The organism is Microbacterium hatanonis (assembly GCF_008017415.1).
Lineage (GTDB): Bacteria > Actinomycetota > Actinomycetes > Actinomycetales > Microbacteriaceae > Microbacterium > Microbacterium hatanonis.
The window spans coordinates 590,496-606,235 of the sequence record NZ_VRSV01000002.1; the positions used below are offsets into that span (position 1 = coordinate 590,496).

Annotated in this window: 16 protein-coding genes; 9 read left to right on the forward strand and 7 right to left on the reverse strand. The window is 70.3% G+C overall.

From position 1 onward, the window contains the following. Positions 1-108 precede the first annotated feature (108 nt). The 3 genes from FVP77_RS12915 to FVP77_RS12925 all read left to right on the forward strand — a co-directional run bounded on the left by FVP77_RS12915 (position 109) and on the right by FVP77_RS12925 (position 1,894). The gene (locus FVP77_RS12915) at positions 109-693 is read left to right on the forward strand and encodes an NADPH-dependent FMN reductase (protein WP_147894991.1); all 585 of its coding nucleotides are present in this window, start codon (positions 109-111) and stop codon (positions 691-693) included. A 143-nt stretch (positions 694-836) separates the two neighbouring features. Further along, positions 837-1,262: a VOC family protein gene (locus tag FVP77_RS12920; RefSeq protein ID WP_147894992.1), complete on the forward strand. Its 426-nt coding sequence runs from the start codon at positions 837-839 to the stop codon at positions 1,260-1,262. Then, complete coding sequence (locus FVP77_RS12925; RefSeq protein WP_147894993.1) at positions 1,262-1,894, forward strand: dihydrofolate reductase family protein; 633 nt, start codon at positions 1,262-1,264, stop codon at positions 1,892-1,894. The genes FVP77_RS12920 and FVP77_RS12925 overlap by 1 nt, the downstream gene beginning before the upstream one ends. 98 nt (positions 1,895-1,992) lie before the next feature. Here FVP77_RS12925 and FVP77_RS12930 read toward each other — a convergent pair whose 3' ends face one another. Together FVP77_RS12930 and FVP77_RS12935 are read right to left on the reverse strand one after the other, a co-directional pair. Then, positions 1,993-3,327, reverse strand: a complete 1,335-nt coding sequence (locus FVP77_RS12930) for an HNH endonuclease signature motif containing protein (RefSeq protein ID WP_147894994.1) — start codon at positions 3,325-3,327, stop codon at positions 1,993-1,995. 82 nt (positions 3,328-3,409) lie between these two features. Continuing rightward, entirely contained in the window at positions 3,410-4,255 is an 846-nt protein-coding gene (locus tag FVP77_RS12935; RefSeq protein WP_147894995.1) for an exodeoxyribonuclease III, read from the reverse strand. A 134-nt stretch (positions 4,256-4,389) separates the two neighbouring features. On the opposite strand from FVP77_RS12935, the gene pyrE reads away from it, so the two are divergent. Further along, positions 4,390-4,983 (forward strand): orotate phosphoribosyltransferase, encoded by a 594-nt coding sequence (gene pyrE / locus FVP77_RS12940; RefSeq protein ID WP_147894996.1) that lies wholly within the window; start codon positions 4,390-4,392, stop codon positions 4,981-4,983. Positions 4,984-5,114: 131 nt separating this feature from the next. On the opposite strand, the gene FVP77_RS12945 is transcribed toward pyrE, so the two are convergent. Both FVP77_RS12945 and FVP77_RS12950 read right to left on the reverse strand, forming a co-directional pair. Next, the gene (locus tag FVP77_RS12945; RefSeq protein WP_147894997.1) at positions 5,115-5,687 is read right to left on the reverse strand and encodes a YdeI/OmpD-associated family protein; all 573 of its coding nucleotides are present in this window, start codon (positions 5,685-5,687) and stop codon (positions 5,115-5,117) included. Then, positions 5,687-6,511 (reverse strand): HAD-IIA family hydrolase, encoded by an 825-nt coding sequence (locus FVP77_RS12950; protein WP_147894998.1) that lies wholly within the window; start codon positions 6,509-6,511, stop codon positions 5,687-5,689. The genes FVP77_RS12945 and FVP77_RS12950 overlap by 1 nt, the downstream gene beginning before the upstream one ends. Positions 6,512-6,622: 111 nt before the next feature. Between FVP77_RS12950 and FVP77_RS12955 the strand changes: the two genes are divergently transcribed. Beyond that, entirely contained in the window at positions 6,623-7,570 is a 948-nt protein-coding gene (locus FVP77_RS12955; RefSeq protein ID WP_147894999.1) for an SDR family NAD(P)-dependent oxidoreductase, read from the forward strand. 3 nt (positions 7,571-7,573) lie between these two features. Here FVP77_RS12955 and FVP77_RS12960 read toward each other — a convergent pair whose 3' ends face one another. Both FVP77_RS12960 and FVP77_RS12965 read right to left on the reverse strand, forming a co-directional pair. Then, positions 7,574-8,224, reverse strand: coding sequence for a metal-dependent transcriptional regulator (locus FVP77_RS12960; protein ID WP_147895000.1), 651 nt, complete (start codon positions 8,222-8,224; stop codon positions 7,574-7,576). 9 nt (positions 8,225-8,233) lie between these two features. Next, positions 8,234-9,565 (reverse strand): Nramp family divalent metal transporter, encoded by a 1,332-nt coding sequence (locus FVP77_RS12965; RefSeq protein WP_246134110.1) that lies wholly within the window; start codon positions 9,563-9,565, stop codon positions 8,234-8,236. A 201-nt stretch (positions 9,566-9,766) separates the two neighbouring features. Here FVP77_RS12965 and FVP77_RS12970 point away from each other — a divergent pair, with 201 nt between their 5' ends. After that, positions 9,767-10,408, forward strand: a complete 642-nt coding sequence (locus FVP77_RS12970) for a TrmH family RNA methyltransferase (protein ID WP_147895002.1) — start codon at positions 9,767-9,769, stop codon at positions 10,406-10,408. Here FVP77_RS12970 and FVP77_RS12975 read toward each other — a convergent pair. Continuing rightward, on the reverse strand, positions 10,399-11,727 hold the full coding sequence (locus FVP77_RS12975; protein WP_147895003.1) for an MATE family efflux transporter: 1,329 nt from the start codon (positions 11,725-11,727) through the stop codon (positions 10,399-10,401). The genes FVP77_RS12970 and FVP77_RS12975 overlap by 10 nt on opposite strands. A 65-nt stretch (positions 11,728-11,792) precedes the next feature. Between FVP77_RS12975 and FVP77_RS12980 the strand changes: the two genes are divergently transcribed. The 3 genes from FVP77_RS12980 to FVP77_RS12990 all read left to right on the forward strand — a co-directional run bounded on the left by FVP77_RS12980 (position 11,793) and on the right by FVP77_RS12990 (position 15,695). Beyond that, complete coding sequence (locus tag FVP77_RS12980) at positions 11,793-13,787, forward strand: M13 family metallopeptidase (protein ID WP_147895004.1); 1,995 nt, start codon at positions 11,793-11,795, stop codon at positions 13,785-13,787. Between the two features lie 134 nt (positions 13,788-13,921). Beyond that, complete coding sequence (locus tag FVP77_RS12985) at positions 13,922-14,782, forward strand: serine hydrolase (protein ID WP_147895671.1); 861 nt, start codon at positions 13,922-13,924, stop codon at positions 14,780-14,782. A gap of 43 nt (positions 14,783-14,825) precedes the next feature. After that, entirely contained in the window at positions 14,826-15,695 is an 870-nt protein-coding gene (locus FVP77_RS12990) for a PaaX family transcriptional regulator (RefSeq protein ID WP_147895005.1), read from the forward strand. The last annotated feature ends 45 nt before the right edge of the window (positions 15,696-15,740 follow it).

The window sequence follows — 15,740 nt, forward strand, 5'->3', positions numbered from 1 at the left end:
TCCGCCGGAAGGGGGAGCGTCCACTCGATTCACAGGAATACACCTCGCGAGGGGCGCGTTCGCCCGAGAGTACGGGCCGCCCCCGGCCGCGCAATGGAAAGGATCCCCGTGACTGACTACACGATCGGCTACATCGTCGGCAGCATCTCGAGCACCTCGATCAACCGGCGCCTCTCGAAGGCACTGAAGACCGTCGCCCCCGACGGCGTGACGCTCGTCGAGATCCCGATCGCCGACCTGCCGTTCTACTCACCCGACCTCGACGGCGACTTCCCCCAGGTCGCCCGTGACTTCAAGCAGGCCATCGCCGACGTCGACGGCGTGATCATCCTCACCCCCGAGTACAGCCGCTCCATCCCCGGAGTGTTGAAGAACGCGCTCGACTGGTCGGCTCGCCCCTACGGACAGGCATCGTTCGACTCGAAGCCCACCGCGGTCATCGGCACCTCGCAGGGCCCCATCTCGACCGCGGCCGCGCAGCAGCACCTCAAGACGATCCTCAGCCACTACAACGCCCCCGTCCTCGGTCAGCCCGAGGGATTCATCCAGTCGACCCCCGGCCTGTTCGAAGACGACGGCGAGATCACGAACGAGGGAACCGCGGCGTTCCTCCGCTCGTACCTCGAGGCGTTCGTCGAGCTCATCGGGCGCTACGTTCCCGCAGACGCCTCGTCGTCGGCGAAGGCGGCCTGAGCAGCATCCCTTCCCCTGACGACGCCCCCGGCCCCCGTGGCCGGGGGCGTTGTGCGTCGGGGCCCGTTGACAGTCGATGAGGGGCGTCGAATCATGAGACGCAGACCGCGGCGTGTCCGGTCGACGACCCGTCAGGAGAACCCGTGAGCCAGATCTTCGTCAACATCCCGACCGCCGACCTCGACCGCGCGAAGACCTTCTACACGGCTCTCGGCGCCGAGATCAATCCGCTGTTCACCAACGACGACGCCGCCTGCCTCGTCTGGGACGAGAACATCTTCGTGATGGTGCTCACGCAGGACTACTTCCGCACGTTCACGACGAAACAGCTCGCCGATACGAAGACGACCGCAGCGGTGCTCGTCGCCCTGAGCCGTGACTCGCGCGAGCACGTCGATCAGACCCTCGATGCGGCGCTCGCCGCCGGTGGACACGAGCACCGCGATCCGACCGACTACGGCTTCATGTACAGCCGGAGCGTCGAAGACCCCGACGGTACGATCCTCGAGTTCGTCTGGATGGATCCGGCAGCTGCCGTGGGCGGACCGGAAGCGGGCGGAGCGAGCTGATGACCGGGCAGATCGCCATCGACCTCTTCACGACGCTCGACGGGGTCGGCCAGGCGCCGGGCGGGCCGGAGGAGGATCCCAGCGACGGCTTCGCCTTCGGCGGATGGCAGGCGCCTCTGTTCGACGAGACGGTCGACGAGCAGATCGACGAGGGCTTCGACGTCATGGACGCTCTCCTCCTCGGCCGCAGGACCTATGACATCTTCGCGGCGTACTGGCCGAAGCAGCTCGACGGGCCGGTGTCGGAGGTCGCTCGAGCCTTCGATGCCGTTCCCAAGTACGTCGCCTCCCGTGGCGAGCCCGACCTGCCCTGGGTGAACTCGCATCTGCTCGGTCCCGACCTCGGGGCCGAGATCGATGCCCTGCGGCAGCGGCATCGGAGCACGCACGTCATCGGCAGCATCGATCTTGCGCGCACCCTCGTTCGCGAGCGTCTTTTCGACGTGCTGAACCTCTGGGTCTATCCGATCGTGCTCGGTGCGGGCAAGCGGCTGTTCCCCGACGACGGGCCTCCGCTCGGGCTCGAGCTGCTGCAGCCGCCGGTCGCGTCGAAGAAGGGCGCCGTGCTGCTGCGCTACGGCCCCGGTGGCGAGGTGCGCACCGGCGACATGGACGACCTCGGCCGCGACTGAGTCGCAGGTCGGCAACCGATACGCGCGCGACGGAATGCCGGCCGGAGATGCGGACGCGGATCAGAACGGCGCGGTGTTCTCGCGTACGGATACGTGGGTCAGAAGGGTGCCGCGGCTTCGGGCGGGTGATCATCGTCGGGTGAGGGTCGGAAGACCGGGACCTTCCGTTCCGGTTGCACCACGAACCGTCTTCCGCCGGGGGATGTCCATTCGAGTGCGCCCCCGCTGTCGGGGATCTGCGTCACTCGCCATCCACCGTGGTGCTTGATGGTGTGGTGCCCGACGCACAGGGGCGCGAGGTTCGATAGTTCGGTGGTGCCGCCGTGTTCCCACGCGAGTTGATGGTCGATCTGGCACCTTCGGGCGGGGGTTCCGCATCCCGGGGCCATGCAGGTCGCCGCCCGCCAGGCCACCAGTTTCCGGAGCGGTGCGGGCGTGCGGTACTGGTCTCGACCGACGGAGAGCACCATCCCGGTCTCCGGGTGGGTGAGCACCCGCATCCACCCGTCCGCGCCGGCGCAGATTTCCCGGGCCTGGTCGATGGGGATCGGACCGACCCCCTCCACCACCGCCGGGGCCGTGTTCGCGTGCTCGTCATCGAGCAGCGACAACACCGGCACCGTCACGGCGACCGTCGCGCGGATCCCGCGTGCCGTGTCGGGGTGGGCTGGGACGTCGCCGTCGACGAGGAGGTCGACCATCACGTCCGCGCGGAGTTCGTCGAGGGAGCGTTCCTCGCCTTCTTGGTCGGCGAGGACGTTCGCGATCGCGGTCGCGCGGTGGTGGATCGCGTGGGCTTTGACCGCGGAGGTGTAGAGCATCACCCAGCTCATCCCGTCCTCCCCGGGTTGCACGATGACCCGCCGCTCCCGGATCGCCTCCGCGTGCCGCTCACTCAGCGTCGCCGCCCGCACCGTATCGACGAGCTTGCGCAGCAGGCGGCGGAATGACCCGAGCGCGTGTGTGGTGGCGAGGTCGACGGCGAGCGGCACGACCTGGTCGCGCAGCTCCGGTTCCACCTGATCGACGAGTTCGACGAACACGTCCGCGTGCCGCTCCGTCGTCCGCGCGTGGGAGAGCGCGTCGAGCATGGCCGGGTACCGGTTCACGAGGCCGTCGGCGGTGACCAGCATCCGCTCCGCGGTGTGCTCGGTGACCTGCAACACCGTCGCGAGCTCGAGCCGGAGGGACCGCATCAGGATCTCCGTCGTCCTCCCCCGGAACACCGCCGCCTCGGCCATCGCCTCCCGCCGGACGCTCTCGACGTGCTCGAACCGTTGCGCCGCGAACACCGACATCAACGTCGACACATCCGCCACCGCATCCAACCCGTCACGCCCCGCCGCCACAGGATCGGCGTCGAACCACTCATCACGCTCGGGAGACTCGTCGAACGCCCCGTCGTGAATCGAGGGATCGCCGCCTGTGAACATGTCTACATGTTAGAACACATGTACGACACTCTGAAGGAGGCAGCGCGATCTGTGGAGCACCCGAACCACGCCGATGTGGGGCTCAACCGAAGATCATCGGTCGGTCGTCGTCGTCCTCCGCCGAGGTCAGATCGAGGTCGACGACCACGGGTACGTGATCGCTCGGCACCTCGCCCTTGCGCTCGTTGCGGTGGATCTCGGCGCCGCGCACGGCGTCGGCGAACGCGTGCGAGCCGAGGATGAAGTCGATGCGCAGCCCCTCGTTGCGGGGGAACGCCAGCTGCTTGTAGTCCCAGTATGTGAAGCCGGTCGGAACGAGCGGGCGAACGACATCGGTGAGGCCGGCCGACTCGAGGGCGGCGAAGGCCGCCCGCTCGGGCGGCGACACGTGAGTGGTCTTTCCGACGACGACACCGGGCGCGCCGTTGTCGGCGTCGGTCGGGGCGATGTTGAAGTCGCCCGTGAGCGCGAGTGCCAGATCGGGCGTCTGTGCCAGCGTCGAGGCGGTGTACTCCTGCAGAGCGCTCAGCCAGTCGAGCTTGTAGACGTAGTGGGGGTCGTCCAGCGCGCGCCCGTTCGGCACGTAGAGGCTCCAGACCTTGACCCCGCCGATCGTCGCGCCGATCGCACGCGCTTCCTGCGGAGCATCCGGACCCTCGTGCCCCTTGGCGAAACCGGGCATCCCCGGGAACCCGATCTCGACGTCGGTGATCGGCTCACGGCTCGCGATCGCGACGCCGTTCCACTGGTTCAGGCCGTGGGCGACGACGTGGTAGCCCGCGTCTTCGAACGGCGCGTAGGGGAACTGCTCGTTCTTGCACTTGATCTCCTGCATGGCCAGCACGTCGATGTGCTCGCGCACGGCGAACTCGACGGTGCGGGTCACGCGGGCGCGGATCGAGTTGACGTTCCAGGTGGCCAGGCGCATGGTTTCCAGCCTACGACCGCGGCCCCGTCGGCCTCGCCGAGAGTGCCGCTTTCGGCCGTAGGTGCGCGAAGAAGCGGGCGCGGTCGGCGGTTTCGGGCACACTCGACGGATGCTGCGGGCTCTAGGCTCGGAGCATGACCGTCGCCTCCACGCCCGAGCTCGAAGCCGACCGCCAGGCCCTCATCGCCCTGATCGGGGAAGAGGCCGTCTTCCACGGCGACTTCACCCTCTCGAGCGGCAAGAAGGCGACGTACTACGTCGACATGCGCAAGCTCACCCTCGACCACCGCGCCGCGCCCGCGATCGGCCGCATCATGCTCGACCTCATGCGTCAGGGCCTCGGCGAGGGCTGGAGCGACATCTCGGCCGTCGGCGGGCTCACCCTCGGCGCCGACCCGATCGCGAACGCGGTGCTGCACGAATCCGCCCGCGCCGGCGATCCGGTCGACGCGTTCGTGGTGCGCAAGGAGCCGAAGGACCACGGTCGGGGCCGCCAGATCGAGGGCGCTGAGGTCGCCGGTGCGCGCGTCATCGTCGTCGAAGACACCTCGACCACGGGGCAGTCGGCGCTCAAGGCGGTCGAGGCGCTCCGCAAGGAGGGCGCCGAGGTCATGGCCGTCGCGGTGATCGTCGACCGCAAGACCGGCGCTCAGGCCGCGGTCGAGGCGGCCGGGCTGACCTGGCTCGCCGCGATCGACCTCGACGATCTCGGGCTCGCCCCGCAGTAGACCTCCCCGCAGGAGGGGTCAGTCCTCGTCGTCGCGGTCGCGACGCGAACGAACCCACTGCACGACGAACACCACGAGGGTCGTCGCGAGAATCACGAACGAGACGAGCAGGATCGCGGTGCGGTCGTCCATCAGGGCCTCTTTCCTTGCGCCGCGTCGGCGACGATCCGTGCGATGCGCGCGGCGCGCGTCTCGGGCCGCTTCGCGGTGGCGATCTGGGTGAGCCCGAGCTTCTTCGCCGAACGCGGGAAGGCATCCCATCGTTCGCGGGCCTCGGGGAGGGCGTCGAGCGCCGCGGCGAACTCCGACGGCTCGATGCCGGCCTCGGGGCCGTCGAGCACATCCCAGGCGCCGTTCGCGCGGGCGATCTCGATCACGCGCCTTCCGGCGTCGGTCATCTCGCCCGAGGCTTCGAGCTCGCGCACCCGCTGCTTGTTCGTCGCGGCCCACCCGCTCTGCGGGCGGCGCGGTGTGAAAAGGATGCCGCTCGTCTCCGCGTCGTGGGACTGCGCAGTGCCGTCGACCCATCCGAAGCAGAGGGCCTGCCGAACGGCGTCGTCGTACGACACGAGCACCCGGCTGCTGCCCGCACGCGCGCGCAGCACCACGACCCCCGCAGAGGTCGCGTGATTCGCCTCGAGCCAGGCGCGCCAGGCATCACGGTCGGCGAACGCCAACCGTTCGCGGTCGGATGCTGCGGCCATCAGAGACCGTCCGGAAGCTCCGACTCGCTCAACTCGATCTCGATCGGCTCCGACCGCACGAGCTCGGCGACCGAGCCGAGGATCTCGTCGGGTCGGAAGGGGTAGCGGTCGATCTCGGCCTGGTCGCTGATGCCGGTGAGCACGAGCACCGTGTGCAGTCCCGCCTCGATGCCCGCGACGACGTCGGTGTCCATGCGGTCGCCGATCATGCCCGTGTTCTCGGAGTGCGCGCCGATGCGGTTCAGCGCCGAGCGGAACATCATCGGGTTCGGCTTGCCGACGACGTAGGGCTCCTTGCCGATGGCCTTCGTGATGAGCGCCGAGATCGCGCCGGTGGCGGGGAGGACGCCCTCGGTCGACGGGCCGGTCGCGTCGGGGTTCGTCGCGATGAAGCGGGCGCCGGCGCCGATGAAACGGATCGCCTTCGTGATCGCCTCGAACGAGTAGTTGCGGGTCTCTCCGACGACGACGTAGTCGGGGTCGGTCTCGGTCATGATGAAGCCGGCCTCGTGCAGTGCCGTGGTCAGCCCGACCTCGCCGATCACGAAGGCGGTGCCGCCGGGCTTCTGCGACTTCAGGAAGTCGGCGGTCGCGAGGGCCGAGGTCCAGATGGATGCTTCGGGCACCTCGAGACCCGATGCCCGCAGCCGGGCGCTCAGGTCGCGCGGCGTGTAGATCGAGTTGTTCGTGAGTACGAGGAAGGGGGTTCCCTCTTCGCGCCACTGCGCGAGAAGGTCGGCCGCCCCGGGAATGGGGACGTTCTCGTGCACGAGCACGCCGTCCATATCGGTCAGCCAGCACTCGATGTCGCCCCGGGTCCGCATGGGCTCAGCCTAAACCCCGCGATCAGCCGCCGCAGGGTGCGTTCCCTACCAGTTCCATGCCGTCGGCGACATACCTCGATCGTCGCCCGTCGCGCCGATATCGTCGACGGTGTGACGCGAGCGGAGTGGAACCCTCGAGAACTTCCCGACCTGACGGGACGCACGTTCGCGGTGACCGGTGCGACCAAAGGGCTCGGGTTCTTCTCCTGCGAGCAGCTCGCGCGCGCGGGGGCCCACGTCGTACTCACTGGGCGCCACCCGAACCGGCTCGTCACCGCGCGAGCCGCGCTCGTGCGGCGGGTGCCGGACGCCTCGGTCGAGACGCTCCTGCTCGACACCAGCAAACTCGGGTCGGTGCGGGCCGCCGCAGCGACCCTGCGCGCCCGCGGAGCTCTCGACGGCCTGCTGCTGAACGCCGGCGTCGTGCATCCGCCGAAGACCCGGGAGACGGTCGACGGCAACGAACTGATCTTCGCCACGAACGTGCTCGGGCACTTCGCGCTCGCCGGTGAGCTGCTGCAGCCCCTGGCAGCGGCGCGGGGGCGCATGGTGTGGGTGGGCAGCATGTCGACATCGATGTGGAACTACGACCCCGTCGACCCGCAACTGACCACCGGATACACGCCGTGGCGGGCGTACGTGCAGTCGAAGGTGGCGACGACCGCGCTCGCGTTCGAGTCGGACCGGCGGTTGCGCGCGACGGGAGTGCCGGTGCGCAGTCTGGTCGCCCACCCCGGATACTCGCTGAGCGGCCGCACCGCCGGCGTCCGCGACGTCAACGAGCCCACCCGTGCCAAGCGGTTCCTCGCCAACCTGCAGGCGCCGCTCACGCAGTCGAAGGAGGAGGGCGCGTGGTCGCTCGTGCGCGCGCTCGTCGATCCCGACGCCGAGGGCGGATCGTACTGGGGCCCGGCTCAGATCACGCGGGGAGCCCCGCGGCCCGCCACGGCACCGGCCCTCACCCGCGACCCCGCCGTGGGCGAGCGTCTCTGGGCCGTGTGCGAAGAGGCGACCGGCGTGCGGTGGCCGTTCGCGAAGGCCGCGCGCGCGGCGCGGTGACCGTCAGTCTCCGTCGTCGGGTCGGCTGAGCCAGACCGCATCCGCCGCGCCGTCGGGCAGCGAGACCCGCGCAGCATCCACTCGCACCGACGTCGCCCCCTCGACCTCGAGCTCCACGTCGACGTCGATGCCCACGTCGACCAGCGCGCGCAGCAGCGCCGAGTCGCGATCGCTGACCCGCAGCACGCGCCCCCGGTGACCGGGTTCGGCGTCGCCGAGCAGGACGAACGGCTCGCGGCGCACGGTGCCGTCCGCGTCGGGGATGGCATCGCCGTGGGGGTCGAAGCGGGGGTGTCCGAGGCGTTCGTCGATCCGCTCGAGCAGTCGGTCGCTGAGGGAGTGCTCGAGAACGTCGGCCTCGTCGTGCACTTCGTCCCACGAGTATCCGAAGTCGCGCACGAGCCAGGTCTCGATGAGGCGGTGGCGCCGGATGACGGCGGCTGCGCGGCGCTCGCCGAGGTCGGTGAGTGAGACCGGGCCGTAGGGGCGGTGGGTGACCAGGTCGAGGGCGGCGAGCTTCTTGACCATCTCGGTGACGCTCGAGGGGGCGAGCCCCAGTACGGCTGCGAGTTGTGACGGTGTGATGCGACTGTCTTGCCACTCGGTGTGGTGGTAGATCGTCTTCAGGTAGTCGTCGACGGCAGGGGAGGCCACGCGAACAGGCTATCCGCCCGTCAGCACCAGCCAGAGCAGCAGGCCGTTGAGAGCGACGAGGAAGACGGATGCGGCGACGCCGGCGGCCGTCGTCGCGAAGCGGTTGCGGAACCGCCCGAGCACCTCGCGCTTCGCGGTGAGGGCGACGAGCGGGATCAGGGCGAACGGGATGCCGAACGACAGCACGACCTGGCTCAGGACGAGGGCGAGGGTGGGGTCGACCCCGAGGCCGAGGATGACCAGGGCCGGGGCGAGCGTGACGAGCCGCCGCGCGAGCAGGGGCACCCGGATCCGCAGCAGGCCGTGCATGATCTCGGCGCCCGCGTACGCCCCCACGGAGGTCGACGCGAGGCCGCTCGCGAGCAGGCCGACCGCGAAGAGGGTCGCCACGAGCGGTCCGATGCCGTCGCGGAGGGCCCCGTAGGCCCCCTCGAGCGTGTCGGTGCCCGGCACGTCGGCGAGGTTCGCGGCGGCAAGCAGCAGGATCGCGAGGTTGACGGTCCCCGCGATGGCGAGGGCGATCGTGACGTCCCATCGGGTGGCGCGCAGCAGCCGGGACGTGCCGATGCCCCGAGCCTTCTCGAGGCCGTCGCGCGCGGTCTTGCGCTCGAGCTCGGTCGAGGTGCCCGCCCGTCTCGCGTCGGCCGCACCCGCCGGGTCGAAGCGATCGCGGGCGAGGGCGGAGTGGGCGTAGATCGCGTGGGGCATGATCGTCGCACCGAGGATGGATGCGGCGAGCAGCACCGACTGCGAGTCTTCGAACCGGGGCACGAGACCCCCGATGACCCCGGCGGGGTCGGGCGGGCCGATGACGACGCCGAACGTGAAGCCGATCGCGATGATGGCCAGGAGTCCGACGATGACGAACTCGAACGGGCGCGCCCCCCGCCGCGATTGCACGACCAGCAGCGCCATCGAGACCGCTCCGGTGATCACCCCGCCCCACAGGAGGGGCACGCCGAAGAGGAGGTTCAGCGCGACCGCGCCGCCGATGACCTCCGCGATGTCGGTGGCCATCGCGACCAGTTCGGCCTGCAGCCAGTACGCACGCCGCGCCCACGGCCGACGGATGCGGTGCCCCAGGGCCTCGGGAAGGCTCTCGCCCGTGACGATGCCGAGCTTCGCGGAGAGGTACTGGATGAGCCAGGCCATCACGTTGCCGAGCACGACGACCCAGACCAGCAGGTAGCCGAAGACGGCGCCCGCGGTCATGTTGCTCGCGACGTTGCCCGGGTCGAGGTAGGCGACTCCCGCCACAAGGGCGGGGCCGATCAGCCAGGCGGCGCGCGGAGCCCGCGTGGCGCGGGGTGTGCGCGTCATCGCGACATCACTTTTCGGCATACCGAAACCTTAGCGATATTTCGGTCCACCGAAAACACCGCGTGCAGCGCCGCATCCGCTCTTCTGCGACTCCACCGGCCTCTCACCGTCGCCGGGCGAGGCGAATGCGCCAGTTTCCGGCGACCGACGCTACGAATCGATGGGGTCAGTCGCAGGAATGCGCCACATTCCGGCAGGGGCGAGCGCGGGTAGCCTGAGTCGGTGGATGCTGACGGCTCGACCGAACCTGAGGCCGAGGTCGCGCACGGGGTCAGGCCCTGGGACGGCGAATGGCCGGAGGACCCGCGCTACGATCCGGAGCTCCTCGCGAAGGGCGATCGACGCAACGTCGTCGATGAGTTCCGCTACTGGACGATGGAGGCGATCGTCGCCCATCTCGACGAGCGGCGCCACCCGTTCCACGTCGCGATCGAGAACTGGCAGCACGACCTGAACATCGGCTCGATCGTGCGCAGCGCGAACGCGTTCCTCGCCGCGGAGGTGCACATCATCGGCAAGCGCCGATGGAACCGGCGGGGCGCGATGGTGACCGACCGGTACCAGCACGTGCGCCACCACGAAGACGTCGCGACGTTCGTCGCGTGGGCCGAGGCCGCGTCGCTTCCGGTCATCGCCGTCGACAACGTCGAGGGCTCGGTTCCGGTCGACCGTGCCGAGCTGCCCGAGGCGTGCGTGCTGCTGTTCGGTCAGGAGGGCCCGGGGCTCTCTCCCGAGGCGGTGGCCGCCGCATCCGGCGTCGTCGAGATCACCCAGTACGGGTCGACGCGGTCGCTCAACGCCTCCGCCGCCGCGGCGGTCGTGATGTACGAGTGGAGCCGCCGCTGGGCGGCGGGTCAGGCCTGACGCGCGCCGACCGTCATCCACGCGGTGCCGCGCACCCGCCAGCCCAGGGTCGCGAGCCGCGCGAGCATGTAGACCCCGAAGAACGTCACCGCGAGCCAGGCGAGGCCGCCCGCGTCGGTCGGGCCCAGCACAGCGACCAGCGCCAGTGCGGGAGCGAAGATGACGAGATTGAGTCCACCGACAGCGGCGAGGTAGCGCGCGTCGCCGGCGCCGATCAGCACGCCGTCGAGCACGAACACCACGGCTGCGACCGGCTGCGCGACGGCGAGGATGAGCAGCGCCGGCCGGATGAGCTCGGCGATGGCGGGATCGCCCGTGAAGACGAGCCCGATCACGCCCGAGAGGGCCGCGATCGCCCCGCCGACGACGATCCCGAACCATACGCCCCACGCCGTGGTCCGCCGGAGCACCCGCTGCACGCCCCGGGGGTCTTCGGCTCCGAGCCCTTTCCCGACGAGGGCCTGCGCGGCGATCGCGAGGGCGTCGAGGGCGAATGCGGCGGTCGAGAAGATGGTGAAGACCACCTGCCAGCCCGCCAGCTCCGGTGCGCCGAGCCCGGTGGCGACGACGACCGTGGCGAGCAGGGCGGCCCGCAGGCTGACGGTGCGCAGCAGCATCCATCCCCCCGAGACGGCGGAGCCCCGCACTCCCTCGCTCTGCGGACGCACCGACGCGGCGTGCCTGCGTGCCAGGCGCCCGACAACGACCACGTAGGCGCCGACCATCGACCACTGCGCGATGACCGTTCCGACCGCCGAGCCGGCGATTCCCCACCCGAAGCCGTAGATGAACAGCCAGTTCAAAAGGGCGTTCGCCGCGAAGCCGATGCCGGCGATCCACAGCGGCGTGACCGTGTTCTGCATGCCGCGGAGGAGGCCGGTGGCGGCGAAGACGATGAGCATCGCCGGAAGGCCCCACATCGAGATGCCGAGGTAGATCTCGGCCTGCGTGGCGACGCTCTCGGGTGCGTGGAAGAGCCCGACGAGGAACGGGGTGGCGAGCGAGCCGGCGAGGGCCAGGAGGGCGCCGATGCACAGCGCGAGCCACATGCCGTCGATGCCGACGGAGACGGCGCGTGTCGGATCACCCGCGCCGAAGCGCCGTGCGACCGCGGGGGTCGTCGAGTAGGCGAGGAAGACCATCAGCCCGACGATCGTCTGCAGCACCGCACCGGCGATGCCGAGGCCGGCGAGCGGATCGACTCCGAGATGACCGATCAGCGCGGAGTCGACGATGAGGAACAGCGGCTCGGCGACGAGCGCCCCGAGTGCCGGCACGGCCAGACGCAGGATGTCGCGGTTGAGCGTGTCGGCTGTCACGGCTTCGAGCGTAGAGTCCTTCCCGTTCCCAGCCGACTCCGCAGCGGCGCGCCTATCCTTGTCGCATGACCGATTCCCCCCGCTCCGGTCTCGCGCTCGACGAGCTGAGCGACGAGATCCGCCCCCAGGACGACCTCTTCCGCCACGTCAACGGACAGTGGCTCGAGCGCACCGAGATCCCCGACGACAAAGCGCGGTGGGGCGCCTTCCACGTGCTGGCCGAGCAGGCCGAGAGCCACGTCCGCACGATCATCGAGGAGTCGCAGGACGCCGAGCCCGGCACCGAGACCCGCAAGATCGGCGACCTCTTCGCCAGCTTCACCGACACCGCGCGCATCGCCGAACTCGGGGCCGCCCCCATCGCCGATCAGCTCGCGCTCGTCGACGGCATCGACGACGTCGCGTCGTTCCTTCGCACCGTGGGCAGGCTCGAGCGCGACGGCGTCAACGGTCTGATCGAGCTCTACGTCGAGCCCGATCCCGGCAACCCGCAGCGCTACGTGCCCTTCCTCATCCAGGGCGGGCTGTCCCTCCCCGACGAGAGCTACTACCGCCTCGACAACTTCGCCGAGGTGCGGACGGCGTACCGCGCCCACATCGAGCGGATCCTGGCCCTCGCGGGCGTCGCCGAGCCCGCAGCATCCGCCGATCGTGTCTTCGCCCTCGAGACCGACATCGCCACGCACCACTGGGACAAGGTGCGCAGCCGCGACGCGGTCGCCACCTACAACCTGCGCACCTGGGAAGAGACCGTTGCGCTCGCCGGTGTCGACCTCGGCCCGTGGCTCGAGGCCATCGCGCCCGGGCACGCCGACGCCTTCGCCGAGGTCGTGCTCTACCAGCCGAGCTTCATCGAGGCGCTGCAGACGGTGCTCACCGCCGAGCGGATCGACGACTGGAAGGCGTGGCTGCGATTCAAGATCGTCCACGCCGCCGCGGCGTTCCTCAGCGACGAGTTCGTCGCCGAGAACTTCGCGTTCTACGGCACGCAGCTCACCGGCGTGCCCGTGAACCGCGAGCGGTGGAAGCGCGGGGTCAGCCTCGTCGAGGCGGCCCTCGGCGAGGCCGTCGGCCGTGTGTACGTCGAGCGGCACTTCCCGCCGTCGGCGAAGGAGGCCATGGACGAGCTGGTCGCGAACCTCATCGAGGCCTACCGGCAGTCGATCTCCGACCTCGAGTGGATGAGCCCCGAGACCCGCGAGCGCGCGCTGGCGAAGCTCGACGCGTTCACGCCGAAGATCGGCTATCCGGTGAAGTGGCGCGACTACTCCGGCCTCGAGGTCGACGCGACCGACCTGGTGGGCAACGTGCGCCGGGCGCACGTGTTCGAGCACGACCGCCAGCTCGGCAAGGTCGGTCAGCCGATCGACCGCGACGAATGGCTGATGACGCCGCAGACGGTGAACGCCTACTACAACCCGCTGATGAACGAGATCGTGTTCCCCGCGGCCATCCTGCAGTACCCGTTCTTCGACGCCGACCGCGACGCTGCGGCGAACTACGGCGGAATCGGCGCCGTCATCGGGCACGAGCTGGGTCACGGCTTCGATGACCAGGGCAGCCGCTTCGACGGCGACGGATCGCTGCGCGACTGGTGGACCGACGCCGACCGCACCGCTTTCGAGCAGCGCACGCGCGCGCTCATCGACCAGTACGACGAGCTGGTGCCGCGCGGTCTGTCGGAGGAGCACAAGGTCAACGGCGAGCTCACGATCGGCGAGAACATCGGCGACCTGGGTGGCCTCGGGATCGCCATCCGCGCCTACCGGCTCTCGTTGCAGCCGTCGGCCTCGGCGGGTTCGCAGGAGGCCCCGGTCGAGGCTCCGGTCATCGACGGCCTCACCGGCATCCAGCGACTGCTCATCAGCTGGGCGCAGGTCTGGCAGCAGAAGGGGCGCGACGCCGAGACGATCCGCCTCCTCACGATCGACCCGCACTCGCCGAACGAATTCCGCTGCAACCAGATCGTCCGCAACATCGACGCGTTCTACGACGCGTTCGACGTGACCGAGGCCGACGACCTGTGGCTCGACCCCGATCGTCGGGTCACCATCTGGTAACCCGCGTCTGGTGAGATCCGGATGCTGCATGCACCGTCGAACGACTGACCGGACCGGGGAGGGGGGTCGCCGTGGGAACGTCTGCCGATTCTCCGCGTGAGGCTGCCGGGCTGCGCGCGACCGATCGCACCGAGATGCGGGGTTCGCCGCGTCGCACGCGCTCCGCCGCGCGGTCGTTCACGTCGACGTTGCGGGCGCTCGACGCCGTTGCCGCCTCCGGTGCGCGTGTGTCCGTGCGCGTCGACGATCTCGATCGCGGCACCCCGGTGCTCGCCGGCGACGACTTCGATACGCACCCCGTCGGAGGTCTCGGCGTGGTCCCCCTTCTGATCGAGGTGGCGGCGGCGTTCGAGGAGGGCCGACTCGACCCGCTCGAGATCGTCGATCGAGCGGGCCTCGAGCAGGTGGGCGTCGCGGGGATCTGGCAGCATCTGAAGATCCCCGCCCTCCCGCTCGTCGACGCGGCCGTGCTGGCCGCCGCCGCCGGCGACGCGCTCGCGACCAACGCGCTCCTGGAGCGGGTCGGACTGCCGGCGGTGCGCACCCGCATCGAGTCGCTGGGACTCGATCGATCGGCGCTGCTCGATCGGTTCCGCGACGCTCGCGGGCCCGACGACGCGCCCCAGGTCGCCCTCGCCTCGGCCCGCGAGCTGGCGCAGCTGTTCTCAGCGCTCGTGAACTCGAAGGCCGTGAGCCCCGGGGTCAGCGCGCAGGTGTCGGAATGGCTGAGCCTCAACCACGATCTGAGTCTCGTGGCGTCGGCCACCGGGCTGGATCCGTTCGCTCACGAGCACGACGAGCACGAGCTGCTGTTCGTCAACAAGACCGGCCGCGGCGCCGGCGTGCGCGCCGAGGCCGGCGTGCTCGCCGGGCCCCGGGCGGGTGTCGCCTACGCGCTCATCGTCTGCTTCGACGACCTGTCGATCACGCACCGGCTGCGCGCTCACGACGCGTTCCGCACCCTGGGTGTCGAACTCATGGAGTACGTGTACTGACGAGCCGGCTCGTCGCCGCGAACGGCGGTGGGAGGATGGCGGGATGATGTCGACGGCCCTGGGCGGGGAGACGATCGCCGTGCGGCGCGTGTCTCCCGCCCGGCAGGTGCTCACCCTCTTCGGCGACTACTGGTGGCAGGTCCCGGAGGCGCTGCCGACGGGGGCCGCCCTGCGCGCCCTCGGCGATCAGGGCGTCAAGGAGCCCGCTGCCCGGGCCGCCCTCGCGCGGCTCGTCGAGATCGGTCTGCTCTCGACCGAGCGCGAGGGACGGCGCACCTCGCACCGGCTGACGGAACGCGGGGCCGCAGTCATCGACGACGAGGCGCGCTGGCTCGATGCGTTCGGTGTTCGCGAGCCGGAGTGGGACGGCACGTGGACGGTCGTGGCGTTCTCGATCCCCGAGTCGCATCGGGCGCTCCGGCACACGTCGCGTTCTCGCCTGCGGTGGCTCGGCTTCGCGCCGCTGTACGACGGGGTGTGGATCTCGGCGCGAGTGCCGGCCTCCGACGCGCTCGCTCAGCTGACGGAGCTCGGGGTCGCCGACGCGACCGCCATGCGCACCCACCTCGAGCGGTCGGGCGGGGCGAGCCCGCGGTCGGCGTGGAATCTCGACGAGATCCGAGGGCACTACGAGGCGTTCGGCGCCGTGCTCGACGCGAGCGAGACCCCCACGTCGGGGGCCGACGCGCTCGCCCTCCGCTCCCGGCTGATGCTGGGGTGGCAGTCGTTCCGGGAGAGCGATCCCGCGCTCCCGCTCGCGATCCTGGCGGACGACTGGCCGCGGGTGCCGCTTCGACGTCGTTTCGCCCAGTGGCACGGGTCGCTCGCCCCGGCGAGCGTCGAACGGTTCCGCGCGCTCGTGGCGGCGGTCGACCCCGCACTGGCCGAGCGGGTGACCGATCGGCGACTGTGACCTCGACACTCGATACTTTCTTGACGGTCGACACCTGAGCTTCTA